This is a genomic window from Variovorax paradoxus, assembly GCF_000834655.1.
GTDB classification, from domain to species: Bacteria; Pseudomonadota; Gammaproteobacteria; order Burkholderiales; family Burkholderiaceae_C; genus Variovorax; species Variovorax paradoxus_F.
The window spans coordinates 1-25,641 of the sequence record NZ_JXQQ01000006.1 but is presented as its reverse complement, the minus strand read 5'-3'; the positions used below and the strand labels follow the sequence as shown (position 1 = coordinate 25,641).

At 68.6% G+C, this 25,641-nt stretch carries 25 protein-coding genes; 19 read left to right on the top strand and 6 right to left on the bottom strand.

Going from position 1 to position 25,641, the window contains the following annotated elements:
• Window positions 1–142 precede the first annotated feature (142 nt).
• The 15 genes from RT97_RS01755 (at window position 143) to RT97_RS01685 (ending at window position 16,194) form a co-directional block, all read left to right on the top strand.
• A complete protein-coding gene (locus RT97_RS01755) occupies window positions 143–574 on the top strand; it encodes a putative toxin-antitoxin system toxin component, PIN family (RefSeq protein WP_042577064.1) in 432 nt (143 codons plus the stop codon).
• A gap of 385 nt (window positions 575–959) precedes the next feature.
• Window positions 960–1,898, top strand: a complete 939-nt coding sequence (locus RT97_RS01750; RefSeq protein ID WP_042577063.1) for an AraC family transcriptional regulator — start codon at window positions 960–962, stop codon at window positions 1,896–1,898.
• Window positions 1,899–2,031: 133 nt separating this feature from the next.
• Window positions 2,032–2,337 carry a Flp family type IVb pilin gene (locus RT97_RS01745; protein ID WP_080898135.1) on the top strand — a complete coding sequence of 102 codons (306 nt, stop codon included), beginning with the start codon at window positions 2,032–2,034 and terminating at the stop codon, window positions 2,335–2,337.
• A 50-nt stretch (window positions 2,338–2,387) separates the two neighbouring features.
• Window positions 2,388–4,295: a Tad domain-containing protein gene (locus RT97_RS01740; protein WP_080898134.1), complete on the top strand. Its 1,908-nt coding sequence runs from the start codon at window positions 2,388–2,390 to the stop codon at window positions 4,293–4,295.
• A 16-nt stretch (window positions 4,296–4,311) separates the two neighbouring features.
• Window positions 4,312–5,298: a hypothetical protein gene (locus RT97_RS01735; RefSeq protein ID WP_042577061.1), complete on the top strand. Its 987-nt coding sequence runs from the start codon at window positions 4,312–4,314 to the stop codon at window positions 5,296–5,298.
• Window positions 5,298–6,023: a hypothetical protein gene (locus tag RT97_RS01730; protein WP_042577060.1), complete on the top strand. Its 726-nt coding sequence runs from the start codon at window positions 5,298–5,300 to the stop codon at window positions 6,021–6,023. The genes RT97_RS01735 and RT97_RS01730 overlap by 1 nt, the downstream gene beginning before the upstream one ends.
• Window positions 6,024–6,034: 11 nt before the next feature.
• Entirely contained in the window at window positions 6,035–6,250 is a 216-nt protein-coding gene (locus RT97_RS01725) for a TadE/TadG family type IV pilus assembly protein (RefSeq protein WP_042577059.1), read from the top strand.
• Window positions 6,251–6,256: 6 nt separating this feature from the next.
• Entirely contained in the window at window positions 6,257–7,198 is a 942-nt protein-coding gene (gene cpaB / locus RT97_RS31980; RefSeq protein WP_080898133.1) for a Flp pilus assembly protein CpaB, read from the top strand.
• Window positions 7,199–7,263: 65 nt separating this feature from the next.
• Entirely contained in the window at window positions 7,264–8,880 is a 1,617-nt protein-coding gene (locus tag RT97_RS01715; protein WP_052810522.1) for a type II and III secretion system protein family protein, read from the top strand.
• Between the two features lie 20 nt (window positions 8,881–8,900).
• Entirely contained in the window at window positions 8,901–10,544 is a 1,644-nt protein-coding gene (locus RT97_RS01710; protein ID WP_042577058.1) for an ATPase, T2SS/T4P/T4SS family, read from the top strand.
• The gene (locus tag RT97_RS01705) at window positions 10,541–11,398 is read left to right on the top strand and encodes a type II secretion system F family protein (RefSeq protein ID WP_080898132.1); all 858 of its coding nucleotides are present in this window, start codon (window positions 10,541–10,543) and stop codon (window positions 11,396–11,398) included. Before RT97_RS01710 ends, RT97_RS01705 begins: the two co-directional genes overlap by 4 nt.
• Window positions 11,399–11,413: 15 nt before the next feature.
• The gene (locus RT97_RS01700) at window positions 11,414–12,304 is read left to right on the top strand and encodes a type II secretion system F family protein (protein WP_052810520.1); all 891 of its coding nucleotides are present in this window, start codon (window positions 11,414–11,416) and stop codon (window positions 12,302–12,304) included.
• An 8-nt stretch (window positions 12,305–12,312) separates the two neighbouring features.
• Window positions 12,313–12,654, top strand: coding sequence for a DUF192 domain-containing protein (locus RT97_RS01695; protein WP_042577057.1), 342 nt, complete (start codon window positions 12,313–12,315; stop codon window positions 12,652–12,654).
• Window positions 12,655–12,676: 22 nt separating this feature from the next.
• Complete coding sequence (locus tag RT97_RS01690; protein WP_080898131.1) at window positions 12,677–13,885, top strand: TadE/TadG family type IV pilus assembly protein; 1,209 nt, start codon at window positions 12,677–12,679, stop codon at window positions 13,883–13,885.
• Entirely contained in the window at window positions 13,885–16,194 is a 2,310-nt protein-coding gene (locus tag RT97_RS01685; protein ID WP_052810519.1) for a spermidine synthase, read from the top strand. Before RT97_RS01690 ends, RT97_RS01685 begins: the two co-directional genes overlap by 1 nt.
• 21 nt (window positions 16,195–16,215) lie before the next feature.
• Here RT97_RS01685 and RT97_RS01680 read toward each other — a convergent pair whose 3' ends face one another.
• Entirely contained in the window at window positions 16,216–17,118 is a 903-nt protein-coding gene (locus tag RT97_RS01680) for a hypothetical protein (protein ID WP_042577055.1), read from the bottom strand.
• Between the two features lie 64 nt (window positions 17,119–17,182).
• Window positions 17,183–18,970, bottom strand: a complete 1,788-nt coding sequence (locus tag RT97_RS01675; protein WP_042577054.1) for an FMN-binding glutamate synthase family protein — start codon at window positions 18,968–18,970, stop codon at window positions 17,183–17,185.
• Between the two features lie 56 nt (window positions 18,971–19,026).
• Between RT97_RS01675 and RT97_RS01670 the strand changes: the two genes are divergently transcribed.
• Together RT97_RS01670 and RT97_RS01665 are read left to right on the top strand one after the other, a co-directional pair.
• Entirely contained in the window at window positions 19,027–19,812 is a 786-nt protein-coding gene (locus tag RT97_RS01670) for a UPF0149 family protein (protein WP_042577053.1), read from the top strand.
• Window positions 19,813–19,982: 170 nt separating this feature from the next.
• A complete protein-coding gene (locus RT97_RS01665) occupies window positions 19,983–21,164 on the top strand; it encodes an MFS transporter (RefSeq protein WP_042577084.1) in 1,182 nt (393 codons plus the stop codon).
• A gap of 108 nt (window positions 21,165–21,272) precedes the next feature.
• On the opposite strand, the gene RT97_RS01660 is transcribed toward RT97_RS01665, so the two are convergent.
• Both RT97_RS01660 and RT97_RS01655 read right to left on the bottom strand, forming a co-directional pair.
• The gene (locus tag RT97_RS01660) at window positions 21,273–21,584 is read right to left on the bottom strand and encodes a GNAT family N-acetyltransferase (RefSeq protein WP_042577052.1); all 312 of its coding nucleotides are present in this window, start codon (window positions 21,582–21,584) and stop codon (window positions 21,273–21,275) included.
• A complete protein-coding gene (locus RT97_RS01655; RefSeq protein ID WP_042577051.1) occupies window positions 21,581–22,075 on the bottom strand; it encodes a nuclear transport factor 2 family protein in 495 nt (164 codons plus the stop codon). The genes RT97_RS01660 and RT97_RS01655 overlap by 4 nt, the downstream gene beginning before the upstream one ends.
• Before the next feature lie 205 nt (window positions 22,076–22,280).
• Between RT97_RS01655 and RT97_RS01650 the strand changes: the two genes are divergently transcribed.
• Window positions 22,281–23,465 carry an Acg family FMN-binding oxidoreductase gene (locus RT97_RS01650; RefSeq protein WP_253278104.1) on the top strand — a complete coding sequence of 395 codons (1,185 nt, stop codon included), beginning with the start codon at window positions 22,281–22,283 and terminating at the stop codon, window positions 23,463–23,465.
• A gap of 17 nt (window positions 23,466–23,482) precedes the next feature.
• Here the strand turns inward: RT97_RS01650 and RT97_RS01645 are convergent, their stop codons facing one another.
• Both RT97_RS01645 and RT97_RS01640 read right to left on the bottom strand, forming a co-directional pair.
• Complete coding sequence (locus RT97_RS01645; protein ID WP_172672141.1) at window positions 23,483–24,010, bottom strand: CinA family protein; 528 nt, start codon at window positions 24,008–24,010, stop codon at window positions 23,483–23,485.
• A 5-nt stretch (window positions 24,011–24,015) separates the two neighbouring features.
• Window positions 24,016–24,543, bottom strand: coding sequence for a phosphatidylglycerophosphatase A family protein (locus RT97_RS01640; protein ID WP_080898136.1), 528 nt, complete (start codon window positions 24,541–24,543; stop codon window positions 24,016–24,018).
• Window positions 24,544–24,762: 219 nt separating this feature from the next.
• Between RT97_RS01640 and RT97_RS01635 the strand changes: the two genes are divergently transcribed.
• The coding region (locus RT97_RS01635) for an MFS transporter (RefSeq protein ID WP_253278103.1) at window positions 24,763–25,641 on the top strand (879 nt) is incomplete at its 3' end.

Genomic DNA, 25,641 nt, shown 5'->3' with positions numbered 1-25,641 from the left:
TGGCAGGGCGGATGGCAAGGCGGGGTGGGCGTGTGCAAAACGGGGGCGTGGTGCGCGCCGCAGCATTGTGGGGCGCCGCGCCCGACGCGCGGCTGACCGGGGTCGCACATGGTGCAACATCGGCGGTCATTTCCACGCCGCCATGACCCTTCCAGACTCCGGCCTCGTCGTCATCGACACCAACATCGCGCTCGACCTGTTCGTGTTCGACAACCCCGACTGCGTGCCGCTGGCCGCGGCGCTCGCGTCCGGTGCGCTGCGCTGGATCGTCACCGCGCCCATGCGCACCGAACTCGCGCGGGTGCTCGGCTACCCGCTGATCGCTCGGCGGCTGGCGCAGCGTCAGATGGATGCGGCCGCCGTGCTGGCGGCCTTCGACGCCCGCGCGCACCTCCTGGCCGAGACGCCGCCGCGCGCGCCGTGCGTCTGCAAGGACCCGGACGACCAGGTCTTCATCGACCTCGCGGTGGCGCAGCGCGCGCTGCTCATCAGCAAGGACCAGGCGGTGCTGACCATGCGCAAACGTTTGGCTGTGCAAGGCGTCACGGTCCGGGCGGTGCTGGCCGAGGCCTAGGCTGGCACCGACGCGCGAAAAACACCGACTTCGCGAGGGCATCGCACCGCCTTCTAGACAGCCCGCGCCTGCGCGTCTACTCGGGTGATGCTTTTCACTGGAGGGAGGATGGAAAGCCGGCTGTCTATACAACGCTGGCAGTTGTCTGGCGGGCCCGATTCGGTGCTTGCCGTGCACGCATACGAATCTTCGTAGTTCGCATAGGGTCTGGCAATTGCAAGGCCTAACCAATATCTTCCGCGGCGCGAACCCGGTGCCTGCGCTCGCCGCTGCGTGCGAGCGTGCTACCGACTTGTTTGCCCCCGAAGATCATCGATTTCGTTGCCGTGTCGCCCGCGACCCCAGGATCGCGGGCGGTTGTTTGCTGTCAGCCCAACACAAAGTCATGACGAGTTCCAGCCACCGAACGCCGCGCCAGTTGCTCCCCGAACTCGAAGTCGAACGCGCCCGTTCGCCTGAACTGGGCTACGAGCCATCGACCGAGGTTGGACTGGTGCGCTGCCTGGAGCACGGCTTTCCCACGCCGCTCGCGCGCTGGCATTGCCACGAGGAATACGAGCTGCACCTGATCGTCGCCACCTCGGGCCAGGCGTTCGTGGGCGACTGGATCGGCTCGTTCGAGCCGGGACACCTCGTGCTGTGCGGGCCGAAGCTGCCGCACAACTGGATCTCGCTGGACGTGCCGCCCGAAGGCGTGCCGCAGCGGGACCTCGTGATCCAGTTCCTGCACGACCCCATCTTCGAGGCCGCCGAGCGCATTCCCGAACTGCAGGAGGCGGTGCGCATGCTGGAGCGCGCGCGCTACGGCATCGAGTTCTTCGGCATGGCCGCTTCCGCCGAGGCGCACTGGCACCGCGTGAAGGAGGCGCGCGGCTTGAAGCGCTTCAGCCTGTTCTGCGACTTCCTCGCTGACATGGCGATGTGCACCGACTACCGCCTGCTCTCGGGCATGCAGACCGATGGCGACCACGGCATCGAGGCCATCAACGACGTGGTGACGCGCATCGCCAACGATCCGTCCAGGGACCTGAGCGCGGCCGACATCGCGGCCGAGCTCGGCATGAATGCGGGGCGCTTCAGCCGGCTCTTCCGGCGTGCCACCGGACACAGCTTCCTGAGCTACGTGAACGAGGTGCGGGTGAACAAGGCGTGCCTCCTCCTGATGCAGAGCGAGCGCTATGTCACGTCGATCTGCTATGAGGTCGGCTTCAACAACGTCTCGAATTTCAACCGCCGGTTCCTGGAGATCAAGGGCGTCACGCCGACCGAATTTCGCAGGCAAAGCCAGCTGCGTTTCGAGGGTGCGGGCAGTTTGGAGAACTAAAGGATTCGCGCAGTTTGCGATCTTTTTGCGAATGTTAATTTGTATCGAGATTCGCAAAAAGTGTATCGAACACACGACGGGTGCGTCCCTACGATCCGCTGGTCCTTTCAGCCACCTTTCAGGAACTTCTCCCATGCAAATCCATCGTCTGACCCAGTTGAGCAGCCAAATTGCCTCGAAGATCAAGATCCGCGGGCAAGGCATGACCGAGTACCTCGTGATCCTGGGCCTCATCGCCATCGCCGCGATCGCCGTGTTCAGCTTCTTCGGCCAGACCATGCGCAACCAGGTGGCCGGCATGGCCAAGGAAGTGGGCGGCCAGTCGGGTTCCACCGAAGTCACGAACGCGCAGACGGCCGCGGGCAAGGCGTCCACCAACGCCCAGGTCAACATGAACATGAGCACCTACACCAAGGGCGGTGCGGACGCCACGAAGTAAGGCGCTTCCCCGACGCTTCCCCGCTTCGACGGCCTGATCGACATCGCGTGATGCCTCCAGCCGCCGCCTCACTCCTCCTGGCTGCTGCCGGCGCGTCCAGGCGCCGGCGCCAGTCGGGCCAGGCGATCGTGTACCTGGTGGCGATGCTGCCGATCATCTTCCTGAGCGTGCTGGTGGTCTACAACGCCGCCACCGCCGCGCGCGAGAAGATGAAGCTGCAGAACACCGCCGATGCGGCGACCTACAGCGCCAACGTGCTCACGGCACGCGCGCTGAACTACATGGCCTACACCAACCGCGCGATGGCCGCCAACGAGGCGAGCATCGCGACGCTGGCCAGCGCGCAGACCTCCATGGCCATGCTCATCACGAGCGCGGCCAACATCCAGGAGGGCCTGGTCGTCGCCGAGGCCCTCAAGGGCATACGAAACCTGGAGAGAAGCCGCCTTCCCGTCGTGGGCTGGATCTACTTCTTCCAGTACCTTGGCAACCTGGCCAAGGCCCAGCGCCTGCAGCGCACCGCCGACCGCATCGCCGGCTTCGTCGAGCCCTCGGCCAAGCCGCTGCAGATCGGGGCCGACATCCTTCGCGCGTTCAACCAGGGCATCTCGGCCAGCCAGGTCGCGATGCTCGTGGGCACCACGGCGCAGTTGCCGCAGCTGGTGAAGGACGTCGTCAACTCCAACGACCCCGACGCCTCGGTGCCGCCGGCCGAGACCGCGATCTTCGTCATCAAGTTCGTGGCCGACGTGGGGACCTACCTGAAGACCTACCACCAGTCGGGCAGCCTCTCGTTCGACGACGAGGAGTTCAACGAGGTGCTGCGCTTCGCGCATGCCGCGCAGGCCACACGCGACGACTGGACCAAGAACCGACGCTTCCTGCCCAACGTCCTGGGCTGGGTCGCCTCGGGCATGTCGGGCGCCCTGCAGGGCATGGTTTCCAGCAGCCCGACCTCGCCGCCGGGCTTCAGCGACATCACCGGCGACATGATGGGCGGCCTGCTCGAGTGGAAGGGCGGCACCGAACTGGTCGCGACAGAAGGCATCGCGGGCGACGAGACCGGGCGCATCCGCTGGCAGTCGGCCGATTCGATCGAGATCAAGCTGCCCATCGGGGTGCTCTACACCGACATCATCGGCGGCTGGGACGACATCCTGCGCGGCCGCTTCGGCCTGGGTGCCGGCGCGGCGGCCGCGGGTGGGCCCAACTACATGAAGAGCTGGGAAGGCCAGCGTCTCACGCTGCGCAGCTATGCCCGCGAGGGGCGCACCTACGGCGGCCTGAACGGCGAGATCGGCGACACCGCCTACATGGAGCGCGAGTCCTTCGAGCGCGCCGCGCGCGACAGCAACGGCGAGATCCTGGTGGCCCCCCTGGCGGTGCTGGTGTTCAACGCCAAGCTGCACTACAGCCCGCGCACCGACATCGGCCTGGTCACCAAGAGCTGGGCGATGCCCCGCTTCACCGAGATCAAGGACCACCCGCCGATGATTGCCAACGAGTCGGACAACTGGCTCGCGGAAAACGGCTTCAAGGGCGCCAACCCGCTCAAGTGGGGCAAGAACACCGACAAGGGCCCGGCCTTCACGCTCGTGGTGCAAAAGGGCGGCGACAAGGTGCGCACGGGCGAGGTCGCCGGCTTCGGCAACTCCGCGGCCGACGGCAAGGCGGGACTGCGCGACAACTTCCAGGGCCGCGAGATCAAGGCGCTGTCGACTTCGCAGGTCTACTTCCGACGTCCGCAGGACCGCTGGGCGCGCCGCGACAACGCGGTGGCCGATCCTTCGACGATCGGCAAATACAACGTGGGCTTCGCCGGCGGCTACATCGAGCACCGCAGCCTGTTCAGCCCCTACTGGCACGTGCACAACGTGGAGCCCTCGCTGTGGGCGCGTGGCATCGCCATGGGCGGTGCGGCCATCGGCGGCTCGGCCGACGAAGACAACGGCAACTGATGAAGGACGCCCGCGCATGAACCGCCTGCAACGACGCCCGTCCGGACGCCTGGCGCGCGCGAGCGCTTCCACCGGCCACGCGATGGTCGAGACCCTGCTGATCGTGAGCTTCGCGGCTGTCACGCTGGGCGCGATCCCGGCCATCGCCGAGTACGGCACCAAGCGCATGCAGACCGTGGCCGCCGCCAAGCTGGTGGCCTGGCAGCGCACCGTGTGGATGCCGGAGAACCAAGGCATCTCCGACACCGAAGCCAAGGGCGCGTCGGGGGCGATCAAGAAGACCGACGCGGAGGTCACGCGCGACCTGCGCCGCCATATCTTTCGCGACCGCTCGGCGCCCGGCATCTCCATCCACGCCGCCGACATCGCCGAGTTCGAGCCGACGCTGCCGGCCATCGACCAGCGCACCACGGCGGTCAGCGCATCGAGCATCGCCGCGCCCATGCCCTCGCTGCTCAATGCCAGCGACGTGGTGTTCGACGGCATCCGGGTGGCGCAGGCCGCGCTCGGCTCCAACGCGATCACCGGGCCGCTGGGCAAGTTCCAGATGGTGAGCAGCGGGTACCTGCGCCACGAGGTGAAGGTGAGCCAGACCTATACCAAGTTCAAGGACGTTCCCGCGCTGGACATGAGCGAGCAGGTCACCATGCTCACCGAAGCCTGGAACGCGGGCGGCACGAACCGCGAGGAAACGAAGATCCAGGGCCTGGTGCCGATGAAGCTGCTGGACGGCGCCTTCTACCAGCAGCTGCGCGGCGGCATGCACCAGACGGCCTACCAGATCAAGCAGATCTTTCCGGCCTTCGACATGAACAACCTCACCATGGGTTTCACGCCGGGCGACGCGCTCGAGAAAACCCCGCTGGACCGCTTCGAGCGCATCCCGCCCGGTGCGACGGGCGAGACCGGCGGCGACGGCGAAGCGAACGGCGGCAGCGTGAAGGACCATTTCCGCTACTACCGCGCCTTCCCGCCGACCCCGGTGGTCAACACGCTGCCTTGATGACCGTGCCCGCGCCCGTGCCGTTCCTGCGATGGATGCTCGCCGCCTGGCTCTGCCTGTGCAGCGTTGCCGCCGCGGCACCGCCGCAACTGGATTGGCCGGCGATTCCGTCGCCCGCGGGCGCCAAGACCTTCTGGATCGCCGAGTACATCGAGCAGAACACCATTCCCATGCAGATCCGCGGCATCGAGTCCAAGGAGCCGATGGAGGTCGTGTCGCGCTACTACGAGAAGTGGCTGGCCGACAAGGCGGGCTACGGCGTGAACACCGTCGGCGCCATGCGCGTGCTCGGCGCGAAGTTCGGCGTGTACCAGGTCTCGGTGCAGTTGCGCGCGCGGCCCGAGGGCACGGCCGGCCGGCTGGTGGCGGCGAAGGTCTACGACGAGGTCCAGAGCGAGCAGCGCCTGCAGGAGCGCGCCGAGCGCATCGGCAAGGGCTTTCCGCGCCCGGCCGGCTCGCAGGTGGTCTCGGACACGCTCTCCTACGACGAAGGCCAGCGCAACCGCACCATCGTGGTCACCAACAACGTGAGCGTGGAGACCAACGCGCTCTACCTGCGCGAACAGATGATCCGCCTGGGCTGGACGCTGGTGCAGGACCGCACCGTCGACGGCGGCACGCGCTCGGCGCTGGTGTTCCGCCGCAACGGGGAGGAGATGGTGGTGGCCATCTCCAAGCGCGACGACGGCTACTTCATCGTCGCCAGCCAGACCACGCCGGAATGAGAGCGACCGTCATGCGTCCACGCCGCCATCATTCCCAACGCGCCCCTTCCTTTCGCCGCGCCCAGCGCGGCCAGGTCATCACCGAATACGTGATCGTCGCCGGCATCCTGGCCGTGATGCTGTTCGCCACCTTCCCGGGCGCCGACCGCTCGGTGATCGCGCTGCTCATCAAGGCCTTCCGCGACGCCTGGTCGACCTACTCGTACACCCTTTCCTATCCTTTGTAGCCAGGCATGAAATCATCTCCGGGACTCCTCAAGTTCAAGCAAAGCGTCAAACGGCTGTCCCCCCTGATCGGTGCCCTGATGCTGGGCCTCCTGGCCGCGGGCCTGGGCTGGTATTACCTCCGGGCGAGCGAGCGCGAAATCGCCGCCAGCCTCGAGAAAGACGCCGACAGCCAGCGCCGCGACGTGGTCGTGGCCAACCGCGCGCTGGGCGACGGCACGACCGTGCTGCCCAACATGGTGGCCAAGCGCTCGGTGCCCAACGAGTACGTGCACAACGACGCGCTCACGCCCGAGACCTTCGCGCAGTTCGCGGGCCGCCAGCTCTCGGTGCCGGTGGCCGCGGGCAAGCCGCTGCTCGCCTCGTTCTTCTCGGCGCCGCGCAAGGTGTTCGCGCAGGAGATCGAGCAGGGCGTGCGCGCCATCACCATTCCGGTGGACGAGATCAGCTCCATCTCGGGCATGCTGCGCGCGGGCGACCGCATCGACTTCATGTACGTGGTCGAGAAGTCCGCGGCCAACGACCCCTCGGTGGTGATCCCGCTCCTTCAGGACGTGGAGGTGCGCGCCACCGGCCAGATCACCTCGGAGCAGTTCGCCTCGATGCGAAAGCGCTCCGACGTCTCGGCCGACACCGACCCCTACGCGCAGCAGCGCTACTCCACCGTCACCGTGGCGATCCAGCCGCAGGATGCGCAGAAGCTCATCCTCGCGCAGCGCCTCGGAAAGATCATCGCCACGCTGCGCAACCCCGAGGACCGCGCCACCATGACCAGCGGCGTCGACGCGGTCGACCTGGACGCCATCGTCGCCGGCTTCAGGCCGCAGCGCTCGCGCCCCATGGCGGTGGCCAGCGGGCCCTCGGGCCCCAGCGTCGAATACATCGTCGGTGGCAGCGGCGGCCGAGGCGCCCCGCCCGCGCCCGGCCTGGGTGCCGCGCTGCCGCGCTGAAGCCCTGCCGCCCCGAACATTGCCCCTCGGGGCGCACCCGTTTTACTGATCTCCAGAAAAGTTCGATGAACCTCAAGCGATGCACCTTGGCAGCGACGGCGCTGTGTCTTGTTTTCCAGGCCGAGGCGCAGGGTCCGTACCCCGGCGCGCCGGCGGCATCGCCCGTGCCGCTGGGCACGGTGGGGCCCTCGGGCGCCGTGATGTCATCGCCGGCGTTCTCGACGCCCGGCGCACCGACAGGCGCGCGCGCCGAAACTTCGCCGGGCATCCGCCCGCCCGCGCCGCCGCCCACGCAGGCCTCCATTACCGAGGCCGAGCTGCAGCGCATCGCCGCGCGCGCCACCGTGCTGCAGCGGCTGCCCGACCTGCTCACGCTCTACGTGGGGCAGATGGCGCTGGTCAAGATGCCGGGCGTGTCCCGCGTGGCCATCGGCAACGGCAAGGTGCTGGAGGCGCGCGTGCTCGACGGCGCGAACATGCTCATCACCGCGCAGGATGCGGGCGACAGCACGCTGCATGTCTGGGACCGGAACGGCACCGTGCGCAAGCTGAAGGTGCGCGTGAACGTGGTGGACCTGGATCGCATCGCCGACGAACTGCGCGAGATCACGCACGGCATCTCGGGCGTGAACATCCGCCGCATCGGCGAACGCATCATCATGGACGGCAACAGCCTGGACCCGGCCGCGGTCGAGCGCCTGAACACGGTGGCCAATCTCTATGCGCCGGCGGTGGTGTCGCTGGCCACGGCCGACCGCATCCGCGTGGACCGCATGGTCGATATCCAGGTGCGCATCGTCGAGTTCAGCAAGACCGCGCTCGACGACCTGGGCGTGCGCTGGCAGAGCTCGGGCGACGGCTTCAACTTCGGCCTGTTCTCGGACATCGCCTCCAGCGGCAGCTACCGCATCCTGCCCGACGGCTCGGCCTTCAACACCTCCACGCCGCAGGGCACGGCGCTGCTCTCGCAGAACCGGCGCATGCCCGAGGCGTACTTCGGCATCGGCCTGAGCCTCACCTCGCGCATCAACCTCCTGGTGCAGCGCGGCAACGCCTTCCTGCTCGCCTCGCCCAACCTCTCCACGCGCAGCGGCGGCGAAGCCAAGTTCCTGGCCGGCGGCGAGATCCCGCTGCCCGCGCTCAGCACGCAGGGCGCGGGCTCGGTCGAGTTCAAGCCCTACGGCGTGCGGCTGAACATCAAGCCCATCGCCGACGGCGAGGGCAACGTGTCGGGCAGCATCCTCACCGAGGTCAGCAGCATCGACCGCAGCGTCGCGGTGCAGGGCATCCCGGGCCTCCTGATCCGGCGCACCGACACCGAGTTCAACGTGAAGGCCGGCGAGACCATCGTGCTGTCGGGGCTCCTGAGCCGCGAATCGACGCGCTCCAGCGACGGCGTGCCGGGCCTGCGCAAGGCGCCGGTCATCGGCCGCGCCTTCCGTTCCGACAACGACACCGACAAGGAGCAGGAAGTGGTGGTGTTCATCACGCCGCGCGTGGTCGGCCCGGCGGACAGCCGGCAGCGCATCGAGCGCTCGCGCCAGCTCGAGCAGGACGTGGGAAGCAACTTCGGCCAGCTGACCGAGGACAAGTCGGACCCGAACGGCATGCGCCCGCCTGCCGCCGCCGCGGACATCGGCGGCATCCCGGCCGGCACGCCCGGCCAGCCCGTCGCCCCCTGACCCCTTGAGATAGCGCCACCATGCACAAGGTCTTCGTCAACTCCCCGCAGCAGGTCGTGCGCGAGGTCCCGATCGACGTCGCGGAGCTCCAGGTCGGCAAGGATGCCGGCAACCACATCGTGCTCTCGGGCTGGAACGTCGCCAAGCTGCACGCCCAGTTCGTGCTGCACGACGAGGAGGTGTTCGTGCAGGACCTGGGCAGCCTCTTCGGCACCTGGGTCGACGGCAACCGCGTGACGCGCTTCGGCCCGATGAAGGGCGGCGAGGAAATCATCATCGGCGGCCACACGCTGGTGGTGTCGCTCGATACCGCGCTCAAGCCCGCGGGCGTCGATCCGCAGGAGGCGGCCGAGGCGGCGCAGTACGCCGAGGCCGCGCTCGCCATCGAGGACCCGCTGCTGCAATGGCGCCGCTCGCTGCACCGCACGCTGCTGCAGCAGCTGGACAACCGCCGCATCGACACCGCGCAGATGAAGGACGAGGAGCTGCGCTCCAACATCCGCGCGCTCATCAGCGAAATCATCCGTGACACGCGCGACATGCCGCCCGAGCTGGACCGCGCGCTCCTGAGCCAGCAACTGCTGGACGAAGCCATCGGCCTCGGCCCGCTCGAGGTGCTGCTCAAGGACGAGAGCGTGACCGAAGTGATGGTCAACCGCTTCGACGAGATATGGATCGAGCGCGCGGGCCGGCTGGAGCGCACGAATGTCGCCTTCACCAGCAACATCGCGGTGCTGGGTGCCATCGAGCGCATCGTGACGCCGCTGGGCCGGCGCATCGACGAGAGCTCGCCGATGGTGGACGCGCGCCTGAAGGACGGCTCGCGCGTGAACGCGATCATTCCGCCGCTCGCGCTGCGCGGCCCGAGCGTCACGATCCGGAAGTTCCCGAAGAACCGCATGGGCCACGAGGGGATGATCCGCACCGGCTCCATCACCGCGCAGATGGTGGACTTCATGCGCATCGCGGTGGAGGAGAAGCTCAACATCATCGTCTCGGGCGGTACCGGCACCGGCAAGACGACGCTCCTGAACATGGTGTCGAACTTCATTCCGTCCAACGAACGCATCGTGACCATCGAGGATGCGGCCGAGCTCTCGCTGGGCCAGCCGAACCTGGTGTCGCTCGAATCGCGGCCCGCCAACATCGAAGGCAAGGGCGCCATCGCCATTCGCGACCTGGTGCGCAACTCGCTGCGGATGCGGCCCGACCGCATCGTGGTGGGCGAGTGCCGCGGCGGCGAGGCGCTGGACATGCTGCAGGCCATGAACACCGGCCACGACGGCTCGCTCACCACGCTGCACAGCAACTCGCCGCGCGATGCGATGTCGCGGCTGGAGGTGCTGGTGACCATGGCGGGCATGAACATCCCGGTGGCGGCGATCCGCGAGCAGATCGCCTCGGCGGTCGACCTGATCGTGCAGCTCACGCGCTTTCCGTGCGGCAGCCGCAAGGTCACGCAGATCACCGAGATCACCGGCTTTGCCGACGGCATGATCCAGATGCAGGACGTGTATGCCTTCCGCAAGACCGGCGTGGACGAGAGCTTCAAGACCGTCGGCCACTTCACCGCCGCGGGCACCGTGCCCGAGTTCTTCACGCGCCTGCAGGAGCACGGCCTGAAGCTCGACCTGGAATACCTCTTCGGAGAGACCGTGCCATGAAGGGAATGATCCTGCTGGCCTCCGTGCTCTGCGGCATGGGCTTCATCACGCTGTGCGGCTACCTGCTGCTGCAGCGCTCGCCCGAGCTGGTCGGAAAGATGATGTCCAAGCTGCAGGCGAGCGGCCGCCGCACGCTGAACCTGTCGGAATTCCAGGCGCAGCATGCGGTGGCGTTCGCCTCGGGCCACGCCTTCCTGGTGGCGCTGTGCGGCGCGATCGGCTGGCTCATCTCGGGCAACCTGATCGGCGGCGTGGTGGCGGCGGTGGTGCTGTATCTCCTGCCCGCACGCTGGTTCGCGTGGCAGCGCAAGAAGCGCCGCCAGCAGATCGAATCGGAGCTGCCCGATGCGCTGCTCTTCATTGCGAGCGCGCTGCGCGCCGGCAGCGCGCTCTCGGTCGCCATCCAGGTGCTGGTGCGCGACCAGGTGGGGCCGCTCGGCCAGGAGTTCGGCCTGGTGCTCAAGGAGCAGCGCCTGGGCGTGAGCTTCGACGATGCGATCCAGAAGATGTCGCAGCGCCTGGGCATTCCCGACTTCGTGCTGGTGGTGGTGGCGCTGCGCGTCTCCAAGGAAGTGGGCGGCAATCTCTCGGAGCCGCTGCAGGTGCTGGCCGAGACGCTGCGCCGCAAGGCGATTCTCGAAGGCCGCATCAAGGCGCTCACGGCGCAGGGGCGCATCCAGGGGCTGGTGATGACGCTCTTTCCGCTGCTGCTGATGGGCGTGCTCTACCTGATGCAGCCGACCATGTCGCTCCTTTTCACCACGACCATCGGCTGGGTCGTGCTGACCGTGATCGCCATCATGCTGATGCTGGGCTACGCGATGATCCGCAAGATCGTGGCGATCGACATCTGAAGATCCGGGATTGCCATGCGCTCGCTGATCCTCCTGGCCATCATCTTCCTGTGCGCGACCACGGGCGTGATCCTGCTGCTCTACATGATCTCGCTGATCCGCAAGGCCCGGCCTTCGGAGCGAACGCACATGGACCCGCTGCCGCGGATGCTGCGGCTGGTGTGGCCGGTGGTGAACATCCTGCAGTTCCACGTCTCGGAGATCGCGCCCACCTCCATGCTGGTCAAGCGAAAGCGCCAGCTGCAGCTGGCGGGCCTGGAGTTCGTGCTCAAGGCCGAGGAGTTCATCGCGGTGCAGGTGGTGTCGATGATCGTGGTCGCCGCGCTGGGCCTCTGGACCGCGGGCCTGCTCGATGCGATGGCGGGCACCAAGATCTGGGTCACGCTGGCATCGTGCGTGACGGGGTGGCTCTACCCGGTGATGTGGATGCGCGACCGCCGCAAGCGCCGCGAGAAGGACATCCTGCGCACGCTGCCCGGCTACCTGGACATGATCACGCTGTGCTGCCAGGCGGGCCTGAGCCTCACCGGCGCCATTGCGCAGGCGGTGCAGAAGGGCCCGGGCGGCGCGCTCGGGCAGGAGTTCGACCGGATGATGCGCGAGATGCGCACCGGCGCGAGCCGCATGGACGCGCTCAACGCGCTGGCCGACCGGCTGGACAACAAGCACATCAAGAGCCTGGTGTCGAACCTCACGCAGGCCGAGTCGCTGGGCGCGAGCCTGGCCGACACGCTCTCGGCGATTTCGGACCAGCGCCGCACCGAGCGCTTCCAGATGGCCGAGAAGCTCGCGATGGAGGCGCCCGTGAAGATGATCGGGCCGCTGGTGATCTTCATCTTCCCGGTGACCTTCATCATCATCTTCTTCCCGCTGGTGATGCAGTTCCTCGAAACCCAGAACCACTGACACCATCGATGCGCATCGTCTCCCTTCGCTCCCCCCAGGCCCAGCCCTTCGGTCCCGTGCGCGTGGCCGAACGCGGCTGGGACCGCACGCGCGGGCTGCTCGGGCGGCCGCGCCTGGCCGCGAGCGAAGGCCTCCTGATCATGCGCTGCAGCTCGGTGCACACGGTGGGCATGCGCTACCCGATCGATGTCGTCTTCCTCGACCGGCACGGCGGCATCGCCCGCGTGGTGGAGAGCCTGCGCCCGATGCGCATGGCCATGTGCCTGGGCGCGGCCAACGTGCTCGAACTGGCCGCGGGACAGGCCAGGCGGCTCGCGCTGCGACCGGGTCTCAAGTTGTCGGGCTGGTAACCACACACAGAGGAGAACAGCAATGCATTCCACTCTTCGAGCGAACCAGAAGCGCCGCTTTGCCCGGCCACGGCGCGGCCAGCGGGGCGTCTCCATGACCGAGACGATGATCGCGCTGCCGGTGCTGATCCTGTTCGTGATGTGCGTGGTGCAGTTCGGCCTCATCTACCGTGCGCGCCTCACGCTGGAGTACGCCGCGCACGAGGCGGCACGCGCGGGCTCGCTCAACAACGGCATGCCGCTGCCCTTCATCTTCCGCATCGGCAACTCGACCACGCCGGGCCTGAGCACGCTCAACAGCGCGGCGCTGGAGCTCACCACCAATGCGCTCACGCGCGGGAGCGTGTGGCAGGGGCTGGTGAAGGGGATGATGCCGCTCAATGTGCGCGAGGCCAGCGTGGGCGGCATGTTCAAGGGCTGGATCGACACCAACACCGACATGATCGAGTCGGCCTGCATCGAGTACCTGAACCCCACGCAGACCACCTTCATCGACTGGGCCTTCATCGAGAACTTCGGCGAGAACCGCTGGATCATGCAGATCCCCAACGACACGATGCGCTACCGCAAGCCCTTGCCCTACGACTTCAAGGCCAAGGCGATGAGCACCACCGTGGGCATCGGCGACCCGCTGCCGCCCGACGCCGAACTGCGCGGCAACGTGTCGAACAAGACGCTGGGCGAGTCCAGCGTGCTGCACCTGCGCGTGCACTACGGCTATCGCCTCGGGATTCCGGTGGCCAACAAGATCATCCTCACCGCGCTGAAGGGCTACCAGTTCGTGGGCGAGGCGTGGTTCAAGCTGATGTCGGTCGATGGCGCCACCGCGCCGGGCACCGATTTCCGCCTCAACCAGCTGGACGCCTACTACATCGCCAACGGCAAGATCCCGCTGGCCGCCGACGGCGTGGCCGGCATGGAGTCGCCGATGTTCTGGCATCCGTTCTATTCGTTCGGGCCCAAGAGCGACCGCAGCATCGACCTGCAATGGGACCCGGCGTGGAGCAACAATGCAGGCATCAACGTGCTGGAGAAACCGCAGGACGCCATGACCAACATCTTTGCCTTCGTGCGCAACAACAGCACCGAGTGGGCCTCGCAGCTCCTGGCCAGCGGCGTCGATTCCCTGGCCGACAAGGTGGGTGACGGCAACTCCTTCTGCCCGGCCATCTGGAACGCCTCGGTCAAGGGTCAGCTGGACAAGGTGCCGAACCCGGGCAAAGCGCCCTGATGCGCGAGGTGGCGGACGCATCGCATGCCGTGCGCGGCGGGAGCGCAGCACGCGCTGCGCGCGACGCGAGCGCCGGCGCGCTGGCGCTCTGCGCATCGACCATCTTCGTCTCGGCCTTCCTGCTGTTCCTGGTCCAGCCGCTGATCGCGCGGCAGATATTGCCGTGGTTCGGCGGCTCGGCCGCGGTGTGGACGCTGTGCCTGGTGTTCTTCCAGGTGGTGCTGCTCGTCGGATATTTCTACGCCGACTGGCTCTCGCGCCGGCCGTTGCGCATGCAGGCCGTCGTGCATGCGCTCCTCCTGCTTGCTGCCTGCGCGACGCTGCCGGTGATACCCGATGCGGCATGGAAGCCGACCGGGCAGGGCGACCCCTCGGCGGGCGTGCTCGCGGTGCTGGCCGCCACCATCGGGCTGCCGTACCTCGCGGTCTGCACCACCGGGCCGCTGGTGCAGAGCTGGGTCGCGCGGCTGCATGCGGGCGATGCGCCGCGGCAGGCGAAGGTCTACCGGCTCTTCGCGCTGTCGAACCTCGCGGCGCTGGCGGCGCTCGTGGTGTACCCCTTCGTGCTGGAGCCGGTGTTCGCGCTGCGAGCGCAGGCCCTGGCATGGTCGGTGGGGTTCGGGCTCTTCGCGATGCTGGCCATCGTGTCGGTGGTGGCGGTAGGGAAGGCGCGGCCGACGCGGACCGGTGCCGAGGCGGTGTCGGCAACGCCGGCCCCGGCTGCGCCGCCGCTGCCGTGGTCCGAGCAGCTGCTGTGGCTGGTGCTGGCCGCGCTCGGCACGGTCGCGCTGCTGGCGGTGTCGGCCTTCATCACGCAGGACATCGCCTCGGTGCCGATGCTGTGGATCGTGCCGCTCGCGCTGTACCTGCTGAGCTTCGTGCTGTGCTTCGACAGCGACTTCTGGTACCGGCGCTGGCTCTTCTGGCCCGCGGTGCTGCTGCTCACGCCGGTGATGGGCTGGTACCTGAACACGCCGCAGCGCTCGCTGCCGATCGCCGCGGCCATCGGGCTCTACAGCGTCGGCCTCTTCGCCATCTGCATGTTCGCGAACGGCGAACTCGCGCGCGCGCGGCCCGGGCCCGAGCGCCTCACGCGCTTCTACCTGCTGCTGGCGCTGGGCGGCGCGGTGGGCGGCATCTTCGCGGGCGTGGTCGCGCCGCATTTCTTCAACGGCTACTGGGAGTTGCCGATGAGCCTGGCGGTGCCGGGGCTGATCGTGCTGTGGCTCACGCGCGGCCGCCAGCAGTGGGTGTGGGCGTTGTTCGCGTTCGCGGTCGTGGTGGGGTTCGCGGCGTTCCTGCGGATGGACGCAGTGGCCGTGTCGCTCAACGTGCTGTATGCGACGGTGAGCGCGCTGGCGCTCTTCGCGGTGGGCTACACCGCATGGCGCGCACGTTCATGGTCGGCGGCTGCGGGCCTGGGCGGCGCACTGGCCTCGGTGGCGGTGGTCTGGCTCTCGGTCTACAGCGTGCTCGAAGCCGACAACCGCACGATGCTGCGCGTGCGCAACTTCTACGGCGCGCTGCGCGTGGAGCAGTTCGGCATTCCGGGCGCGCTGACCGCATCGCGCCGGCTGATGCACGGCGTGATCTCGCACGGCGAACAGCTGCAGGGCGCGGTGCAGCGGCGGCTGCCGAGCACCTACTACGGGCCGAAGTCGGGCGTCGGCCTGGCGCTGCTCACGAACCGCGCCGCAACGCAGCGCGTGGGCGTGATCGGCCTGGGCGTGGGCACCCTCGCGGCCTACGGGCGCGCCGGCGACACGGTGCGCTTCTACGAGATCAACCCGCGCGTTACGGCGGCGGCGCGCTCGCACTTCACCTACCTCGCGGATTCATCCGCGACGGTCGAAGTCGCGCAGGGCGATGCGCGGCTCCTGATGCAGCAGGAGCTCGATGCGCAAGGCTCGCAGCGCTTCGACGTGATCGTGGTCGACGCCTTCTCGGGCGATGCCATTCCGATGCACCTGATGACGCGCGAGGCACTGGCGCTCTACGGCAGGCACCTGCTGCCCACGGGCGTGATCGCCTTCCACATCAGCAACCGGCACCTGAAGCTGGCGCCGGTGGTCAAGCGCCTGGCCGAAGACGCGGGCATGCAGGCGGTGCGCGTGCACTTCGAACCTGCACCCGGCAATCTCACGCTCGAACATTCGTCCGAATACGTGCTGCTCACGCGCGATGCGCGCTTCCTGCAGGACCCGGTGATCCGCGAGCGCGGCGAGGCGATCGATGCCGCGGGCGTTGCGACGTGGACCGACGACCACAGCAACCTGCTGGCCGCGCTGCGGTGGACGACGCCGCCCTGAGCGGTACGAAAAGAAGAAGCGTCAGGCCGCCGCGTCGTGCCAGCGCCCGAGCAGCCGGGCCACCGCGCGCACGCGCTGCGTGTCGCGGCCCCAGCGGCGGCTGGCGGGCAGCTTGCGCGCCCACTTCATGCGCCGCGCCGCATTGGCAATGCGCTCGCGCACTTCCTCGTTCACCGTGGCGAGCGCGGCATGCCAGTGCTGGCCGGCCGCCTGCGGCGCGGCCGCCTCGAGCATCATGGCCGTCGAGTGCAGGTAGCTGAGCCAGTCGCGCGCCTGGCATTCGGCCAGCGTCATGACCTCGGCGGGGTCGTCCTCGAAATCGATGTAGCCGATCACGCCGTCGGGGCACTGCACGAGGTTGCGGTCGAAGGCCTGGCTCAGGTGCTGGCCGCGCACATGCACGGCCGCGATGGCGGCAAGGCCTTCGCGCCACACGGCGAGCAGCGCGGCTGGGCCGGCGGCGGCGGCCTGGTCCAGGCGCTCCTGCAGCACGACGGTGGCACGGCCGCTTTCGCCGAGGTCGGAGATCAGGAGGCCATCGGGCTGCTGCGCGAGCACCGTCGGCACGCGCAGGCCCGCGGCCGCGAGTTGCTTCAGGCGCCGCGCCTCGGTGGCGATGGCGGCTTCGCCGCCCGGGTTGGGCACCGGCTTGATGATGTCCAGCCGCGCCATCCGCGCGACCGCCGCCATCACGCGGTAGCCCCATTTGCCGTGGCGCGGCCCGGCCTTCTTGAGCCACACGCGCTCGCTGCCGAGGCGATGGCTGGCGACGTTCTTTTCCTGCTTGGGCAGGGTGATGCGAAGGAACTCGGCGTAGTCGCCCGGCGATGGGTGCTCGGGCAGCGCGTCGAGCGGCGCCGGCGCCGAAGCCGCGCCTTTCGCGCTGTGCAGGCGCGTCGAAGCGCCTCGTCTCAGTGGATTCATCAGGTCGGTACCTCCGCACTTCGTGCTGCGGTACAAGCTTGCATGGGGCGGCCCGGCGCTGCGCTCATGCGGCCATTGCAAAGCCCGGTACCAGGCCCTGCGGGCCCTGCGTCACAGGCTGGAAACTCTCAGCACTGGCCAGCGGCCAGTAGGTGCGAAAGACATTGTGCTGCGCGTCGAGCGGCCCGAGCAGCGCGCCCGGCTGCACCTGCATCACCAGGTTGCTCAACAGGCGCACCTCGGTGTCGGAGATGCGGCGCACGATGTGGTGCGCGGTGATCTGCTGCGGATGATCGAGGCCCGCGGCCTGCACCAGTTCCTGCAGCGCATGCAGCGTGCTGCGGTGAAAGTTGCGCACGCGGTCGGCCTTGGTCGGCACCACCAGCGCCTGCTGGCGCAGCGGGTCCTGCGTGGTCACGCCGGTGGGGCAATGGCCGGTGTGGCAGCTCTGCGCCTGGATGCAGCCCAGCGCCATCATGAAACCGCGCGCCGCGTTGCACCAGTCGGCACCCAGCGCCATCATGCGGGCCACGTCGAAGGCGGTGATCACCTTGGCCGCGCAGCCGATCTTGATGCGGTGGCGCAGGTTCACGCCGATGAGCGTGTTGTGCACGAGCAGGAGGCCCTCCTGCAGCGGTGCGCCCACGTGGTCGCTGAACTCGACCGGCGCCGCGCCCGTGCCGCCCTCGGCGCCGTCGACCACGATGAAGTCGGGCGTGATGCCCGTGGCCTGCATCGCCTTGACGATGCCGAACCACTCCCACGGATGGCCGAGGCAGAACTTGAAGCCGGTCGGCTTGCCGCCCGAGAGCTCGCGCAGCTTCGCGACGAAATGCATCATCTCCGTCGGCGTGGAGAACGCGCTGTGCGAGGCGGGCGAAATGCAGTCCACGCCCACGGGCACGCCGCGCGCGGCCGCGATCTCGGGCGTGACCTTGGGCGCGGGCAGCACCCCGCCGTGGCCTGGCTTGGCGCCCTGGCTCAGCTTGATCTCGATCATCTTCACCTGCGGGTCGCGCGCGTTGGCGGCGAAGCGCTCGGCGTTGAATGTGCCGTCGTCGTTGCGGCAGCCGAAGTAGCCCGAGCCGATTTCCCAGATCAGGTCGCCGCCGTGCACCCGGTGGTGCTGCGAGATGGAGCCTTCGCCGGTGTCGTGCGCGAAGCCGCCCATCTTGGCGCCCTGGTTGAGGGCGAGGATGGCGTTGGCGGACAGTGCGCCAAAACTCATGGCAGAAATGTTGAAGACGCTCGCGTTGTACGGCTGCGTGCAAGGATGGTTGGCCCCCCGGCTTGCCACTTCGTGTGCTTCGCCACCCCCCGAGGGGGAGGCTCGGCCGCCTTGGGGCGGCCCGGCGGCGGCCGATTGGGCGGAGTTGCCATCGGCCGGCTGCGGCGTGCCGCCGATCACGATGCGGAAATCGTGGTTCGCAAGCTTGGTCGGCTGCATCGAGTGGTTGATCCACTCGTAGCCCGCGATGGTCACGTTCAGCTGCGTGCCGAAGGGTCGGTTGTCCGGCTCGCCCTTGGCGCGCTGGTAGACCAGCGAACGCTGCGCGCGCGAGAAGGGGGCTGCTTCGGAGTCGCTCTCGATGAAGTACTGGCGCATCTCGGGCCGGATGAATTCCAGCAGGAAGCGCAGGTGGCCGATGACCGGGTAGTTGCGCAGGATCGCGTGCCGCGGCTGCCGCAGGTCGTGAATGCCGGTACCTGTAAGTACCGCGAAGACCGCCACCCCGGCCCAGGCGAGCCACAGATGCGGCGATACGAGAACGAAGGCCACGCAGGCGACCAGGCCGACCACGCACAAGGCAAAGGCGCTGTAGCGCGCCGGAAACGGAATAATCGTGGGCATAGAAATAGATGACTCCGGGAGCCTGCTGCATCATAGAGGGCTGCCCCGAACCTGCCATGACGACTTCTCCCACTCCCCCCGATACCCCCCAGACCCCCGACCAGGAGCCCCTGGGCCCCGACGATTTCGACGCCCTCGACACCGCGCTGGACGCCATGCGCGAGCACGACGAGGAAATTCCCCAGTGGGAGTTCTGCGAAGGCTTCATGGCCGCGCTGATCTGCACCCGCCGGCCCATCGAGCCCACCGAATACTGGCCCGTGCTGCTGGGCGACAACTTCGTGCCGGCCCAGCACATGGAGTTCGTCTGGAACTGGAAGCGCCGCTGGCGCGAGATCGAGGAGGGCCTGGACGCCCCCGTCGAGTCGCTGGACGACGAGCGCAGCTGGCAGCCCGAGGTGCTCGACACCCGCGGCGCCATCGCCTCGCTCCCCGAGGAAGAGCGCGCCGAAGTGGCCGGCGAGGAGATTCCTTCGTTCGCGCAGGTCTGGGCGCTCGGCTTCATGTACGCGGTCGAGAACTGGCCCGAAGACTGGGCCACCCCGCGCGACAAGGAAGCCGCGCAGATGCTGGACGACGCGCTCGACAACATCGTCGCGCTCACCGAGGACGACACCGCCAAGCCCACGCTCTCGATGTACAGCGACGACGCGCCGCCCAGCGTGAGCCAGCAGCGGCTGGACGACTTCGGCGCCGCCATCTGGGCGGTGTACGACCTGCGCCAGCTCTGGAAGAGCCTGGGGCCGAAGGTCGAGACGATCCGCAAGGAGGCCACGCCGGGGCGCAACGATCCGTGTCCCTGCGGCAGCGGCAAGAAGTACAAGAAGTGCCACGGTGAGTAACTGGGCTCATCCCCAGGCTTCGCGCACTTCGAGTCGCTTCGCCAACCCCCTGGCGGGGGGCAATACCTGCGGCCCGGCAAAGCCGGTTCCGCGGTATGCCTGAAATGAGCGCCGTCCCGCCGCCGCAGCGCTTGACCTCGGAGCCCCTGACGCCGCGCGCGGCCTGGGTGATGGTCCTGGCGCTGTGCGCCGGGGTCGCGCTCAGCCAGGCCTTCCGCACGGTCGGCGCCATCATGGCGAGCCCGCTGCAGACCGACTTCAAGCTCTCCGCCCAGGCCCTCGGGATCTTCTCGGGGGCTTTTCATTTCGCATTCGGCGCGATGCAGCTCTTCATGGGCATCGGCATCGACCTTCACGGCGTGCGCCGCACGGTGCTGGTGGCTTTTCCGATCGCGATCGCGGGCGCGCTGCTGTCGGCGGTGTCGTCCAGCTACCTGGTGCTGGTGGCGGGGCAGGCGCTGATCGGCGTGGGCTGCGCGCCGGCCTTTCTGGTGTGCACCGTGTTCATCGCGCGGCACTTTCCGGCGGCGCGCTTCGCCACCGTGTCGGGCATGGTGCTGGCCATCGGCGGCATCGGCATGCTGGCCACCGGCACGCCGCTCGCGTGGCTGGTCGAGGCGTATTCATGGCGCGCGGGGTTCCTCGTGCTGGCGGTTGCCGCGGCGCTCGCGTGGCTCGCGATCTGGTACTGGGTGCACGAGCCCGCGTCGGCCGTGCCGCAGGTGAAGGAGTCGATTCCCGAAGCGATCCACCAGTTCGGCACGCTCTTCGCGATGCCGCACACGCTGGGCATCATGGTGCTCGGCGCGGTCACGTATGCGGCCTTCATCTCGCTGCGCGGCCTCTGGCTGGGCCCGCTGATGATGGAACGCCACGGCTACTCGCTGGTGCAGAGCGGCAACGTCGCACTCGCGGTGTCGGTGATCTCGCTCGTCGGCGCGCCGCTCTTCGGGCGGCTGGACCGCGACGGCGCCGCGCGCCGCCGCTGGATCGTGATCTGCGGGCTGATCTACGCCGCGCTCTTCGCGCTCATCGCCGTGCTGCACTCGGCGTGGCTCGACATCTTCGGCATGGTGCTGATCGGCGTGCTCTCGGGCTTCATCGTGTGGCAGTACGCCGACGTGCGCGTGGCTTACCCCGCGACGCTCACCGGGCGCGCGATGGCCGTCTTCACGATGGCGATGTTCCTCGGCGTCGCGCTGATGCAGTGGGGCACGGGTGTCGCGGCGTCCATTGCAGCGGCGCACGGCGGCGATCCGCTCACGGCCGTGCTGGCCACCATCGCCACGCTGCTGGTGATCGGCATCGCGGCCTTCGCATGGTTGCCCGCACCGAAGGCCGTGGCGTCCTGATCGTGAAACACCGAGGAACCGGCTTTGCCGGGCCTCAGGTGTTGCCCCCGGCAGGGGGTAGTAGAGGCAACACGCAGTGCGCGTAGCCTGGGGGAGAGCCCGTGTTCCTCAGATCTTGAAGGCGCGCTGGATGTCGGGCCGCACGAGGTCGGCGTATTCGCGGTGCTTGCGGATGTACCCCGCGATGAACTGGCACACCGGAATCACATGCGACCCCTTCGTGCGTGCTTCGCCGAGCACATGCTTGGCGATGCCCGAGCCCACGCCCTTGCCTTCGAATTCAGGCAGCACCTCGGTGTGCGTGAACATGATCGCCTCGCTCAGCAGGTTGTATTCGGCGTAGCCCGCGAGCTTGCCGTCGATGGTGGCTTCATAGCGGTGGGCCGCTTCGTTGTTGGTGTAGGCGATGTCGTTGCTCATGGTTGGCCCTGTAGAAATTTGGAAAGATTGCCGGCGGCGGTGGCGCGCACCTTCTTGCGCAGCATCGGCGTCCAGCCCAGCAGGAGGCCCGGTGTGCCCAGCGCCTGGCGCGACCAGGTCCAGAAGGGGAAAGTATCGCGGTGCGTGGCGATCAGCCCCTCGGGCGTGAAGGTGAAGCGTGCGTCGATGCTGTTGTCCACCAGCCGGCCGGTGGCGCTGAAGCGGTAGTGCGCGTCCCAGTGCGCGCTGCCCGTGGTCTCGTCGGCCTGCACGTCGCGAAAGCTCATGCGCCACACGTCCGCACCCTTGGCCTTGGTGGCAGCGGCCAGCATGCGCCACATGCCGCCCACTTCGCGCCGCCCGCGCAGGGAGAAGGCCTCGTCGTCGAACACCGCATCGGGTGCGTAGCAGGCCTCCATGGTGGCGGCGTCGAGCTTGGCGAACGCGCTGTAGAAGCGCTCGATGGTCTGGGCATTGGTGGCTGCTGTCATGAGGCCTCTTGGAGTTATCGGGGAGCTTCCGGGGAGATTCGGGAGAGAAGTCGGATCGACGCCGGGATGTTGCGCGCGAGGAAATCATAGACGGCGCGAATGCGCCGCCCGGTGCGATCTCGCGATGCACCGCGAGCCACATTGGCAGCGGGGATCAAAAGTTGACGCATTGTGAATTGAAAGGCGTCTTTCGATAATGCCGGCAATGGATGAACGAAGAAACTTTGTCCGGCTGCTGGGAGGCGGTGTGGTGGTGGCGGCCGGCGTGATGGCTCTGGCAACCTGGTGGCTTCACTCCGACATTCCGGCGGCCGCGCTCGAGATCTGGAACGGGCCCGGCAACGAAGCCGATCCGCGCAGGCGCGCCGTGGCCTATGCGGTCACCGCGCCCACCGCGTACAACTGCCAGCCCTGGCTGGTGGACCTGCGCGAGCCCGATGCCGTCGTTCTCTATTGCGATCGCGAGCGCCTCTTGCCCGAGACCGACCCGTATGGCCGGCAGGCCCTCATCGGCCACGGCGCCTTCATCGAGCTGCTCGTGATGGCGCTGGCGCAGCAGGGCATCCTGGCCAACGTGCAGCTGTGGCCGCAGGGCGAACTGCCGAGCGAGCCGCGGCACTGGCCGCACATTCCCGTCGCCCGCCTGCAGCTGTCGGGCGGCGCTGCACCCGATCCGCTCTTCGCGCAGGTGCTGCGGCGCCGCACGCCGAAACAGCGATTCGATACCGGCCGGCCGGTGTCGGCCGACATGCTGCAGGGGCTCACCGCCGTCGCGCCCGCGGGCGGCCCGGTGCAGTCGGACGGCACGGTCGACATGCCCCGCGTGCGGGTGCTGCGCAAGCTCTGCGCAGAGGCCGCGCGCGTGGAGATCGTCACGCCCGGCACCGCGCTGGAGAACCTGCGGATGCTGCGCGTCGGGCCGCAGGAGATCCTGGCGCACCGAGACGGCTTCTCGCGCAACGACCCGGCGCTGCGACTGGCGATCGCGCTCGGGCAGTTCGATCGCAACGTGCCCGCGCCCGAAGACAGCGGCTCGTTCAAGGAAACCTTCCAGGTGTTCGAGGACCAGGCCCACACGGCCATGGGCTTCGTCTGGCTCAGCACGCGCGGCAACAGCCGCACCGACCAGGTCGCCGCGGGCCGCGCCTATGTGCGCCAGCAACTGCGCGCCACCGAGCTCGGCGTGGGCCTGCATCCGATGAGCCAGCCGCTGGAGGAATTCGCCGAGATGGCGCCGCATCACGCCGCGGCGCACGACCTGCTGCTGGGCGCCGGGCCCCCGCGCCATCCGCGCAGCCCGACGCTGCAGATGATGTGCCGCCTCGGCTATCCGATGGCGCCGGTGCCCGCCGCACCGCGCCGGGCGGTCGGCGATTTCATGCTGGCCTGAGAAGGCCGGGGCGAGGGTTACTCGCCCAGCAGTTCCACCAGCGTCTGCAGCGCGTAGTGCACCGTGGCCGCGCGCACCGTGGCGCGGTCGCCGTCGAAGCGGCGGCGCTCGGTGCGAAGCTGCCCGTCCACCGACCAGCCGAACCACACCGTGCCGACGGGCTTCTCGGGCGTGCCGCCCGTGGGCCCGGCGATGCCGGTTACGGCGATGGCCGCGCGAGAGGGTGCCGAGCGCGCGATGGCGCCCACGGCCATGGCGCGCGCCACCGGCTCGCTGACCGCGCCGTGGGCATCGATCAATGTCGCATCGACCCCCAGCAGCTCGGTCTTCGCCGCGTTGGAATAGGTGATGAAGCCGCGCTCGAACCACGCGCTGGAGCCGGCCAGCTCGGTGCAGGCGGCAGCGATCAGGCCGCCGGTGCAGCTCTCGGCGGTGGACAGCATCCAGCCTTTTTTCAGCAGCCGCCCGGCCACCGCCGCGACGAGCGCGGGCGTGTCCTGGTCGGGGAGCGTCGACAGCGTCGAGAGCGTCGAAGAAGAATCCATAGTGTTCACCACGCGCGCCAGAGCGCAATGACCAGCAGCGTGCAGAAGGCCGCCACCAGGTCGTCCAGGATGATGCCGAAGCCCGCGCGCCACCAGCGCACCTGGCCGGCGTCGCGCTGCTTGAACAGCGCATCGGCCCAGGCCACCGGGCCGGGCTTGGCGGCATCGAAGAAACGGAAGAGGCCAAAGGCGATGGCCTGCGCGAACAGGCCAGCCGGCGTGACCAGCCAGAGCACGATCCAGAAGGCAACGACCTCGTCCCACACGATGGCGCCGGGGTCGGCCAGGTTCATGTCGCGCGCCGTCACCGTGCAGGCCCACCAGCCGATGGGAAGCGACGCCGCGATGATCCAGCCGATGGTGGCCGGCGTGAACCACAGCTGCATCACCACGAAGGCGACCCAGGCCCACAGCGTGCCCACGGTACCGGGCGCAAAGCGCGGCAGGCCCGAGCCGAAGCCCAGCGCGATGGCATGCGCCGGGTGCCCGAACAGGAAGCGCAGGGTGGGGCGGCGGATCGAGGGTTGCGGCATGGCGCCGGACAGGGTGGCGTGGGAGGAAGAAGGAGCAGCGGCTTGCATCAGGCCCGAAGTGTCGCGCATCCGGGCGCCCGGCGATCCGGGCCGGGGTTCTATTTATCAAAGCAATAACTTGTTTAATTGGCTGCGGGCGCCTAGTATCCGGTGTCTCCTTTCCAGTCTCCCGGGTCCGCCATGCCGCCTGCCGCTTCCTCTTCCGCCGATCCTTCCACGATGCCGCCGCCTGTCACGGCCGGGTGGAGCGAGCTCTTCACCGGGCGCAACGGCTGGCGCGCCCTGGCGCTCACCGGAGGCGTCGCGCTGCATGCGGTCAACGTCCACATCGTGACGACGGTGCTGCCTTCGGTGGTGCGCGAGATCGGCGGGCTCGACTGGTACGCATGGAGCACCACGCTCTTCGTGGTGGGCTCGATCCTCGGGGCGACGCTCTCGGTGCGGCTGCTCGCAATGCTCGGCCCGCGCGGGGCGTGCCTGGCGGCGCTGGCCGTGTTCACCGCCGGCTCGATGGGCTGCGCGCTTGCGCCGGCCATGCACTGGATGCTCGCCGGACGCACGGTGCAGGGGCTGGGCGGCGGCATGCTCGCGGCGCTGAGCTATGCGCTGATCCAGCGGGTGTTCGCGCCGCGCCTGTGGCCGCGCGCGGTGGCGCTGGTGTCGGGCATGTGGGGCGTCGCCACGCTGTGCGGGCCGGCGGTGGGCGGGCTGTTCGCCGAGGCGGGGCACTGGCGCTGGGCGTTCTGGTTCCTGCTGCCGGTGGCCGCGGCGCAGGCGTTGCTGGTGCTCGTGCAACTGCGGCCCGGTGCCGGCGTTCGGCATGCGCGGCCCGAGACCATGCCGCGCATTCCGGCGCTGCAGATCGGCTTGCTGGCCGCCTCGGTGCTGGCGATCGCGGCGAGCGGGCTCCTGTCGGAGCTGGCCTGGCAGGCGGTGGGCGTGGTGCTGGGCCTGGCCGTCGGCGTCGTCGCCACGCGCGTCGATCGCCGGGCCACGGTGCGGCTGCTGCCGACCGGCGCGTATGTGTTGGGCGCGCCGCTGGGCGCCATCTATGCGAGCGTCGCGCTGCTGCTGATCGGCACCACCACCGAGATCTTC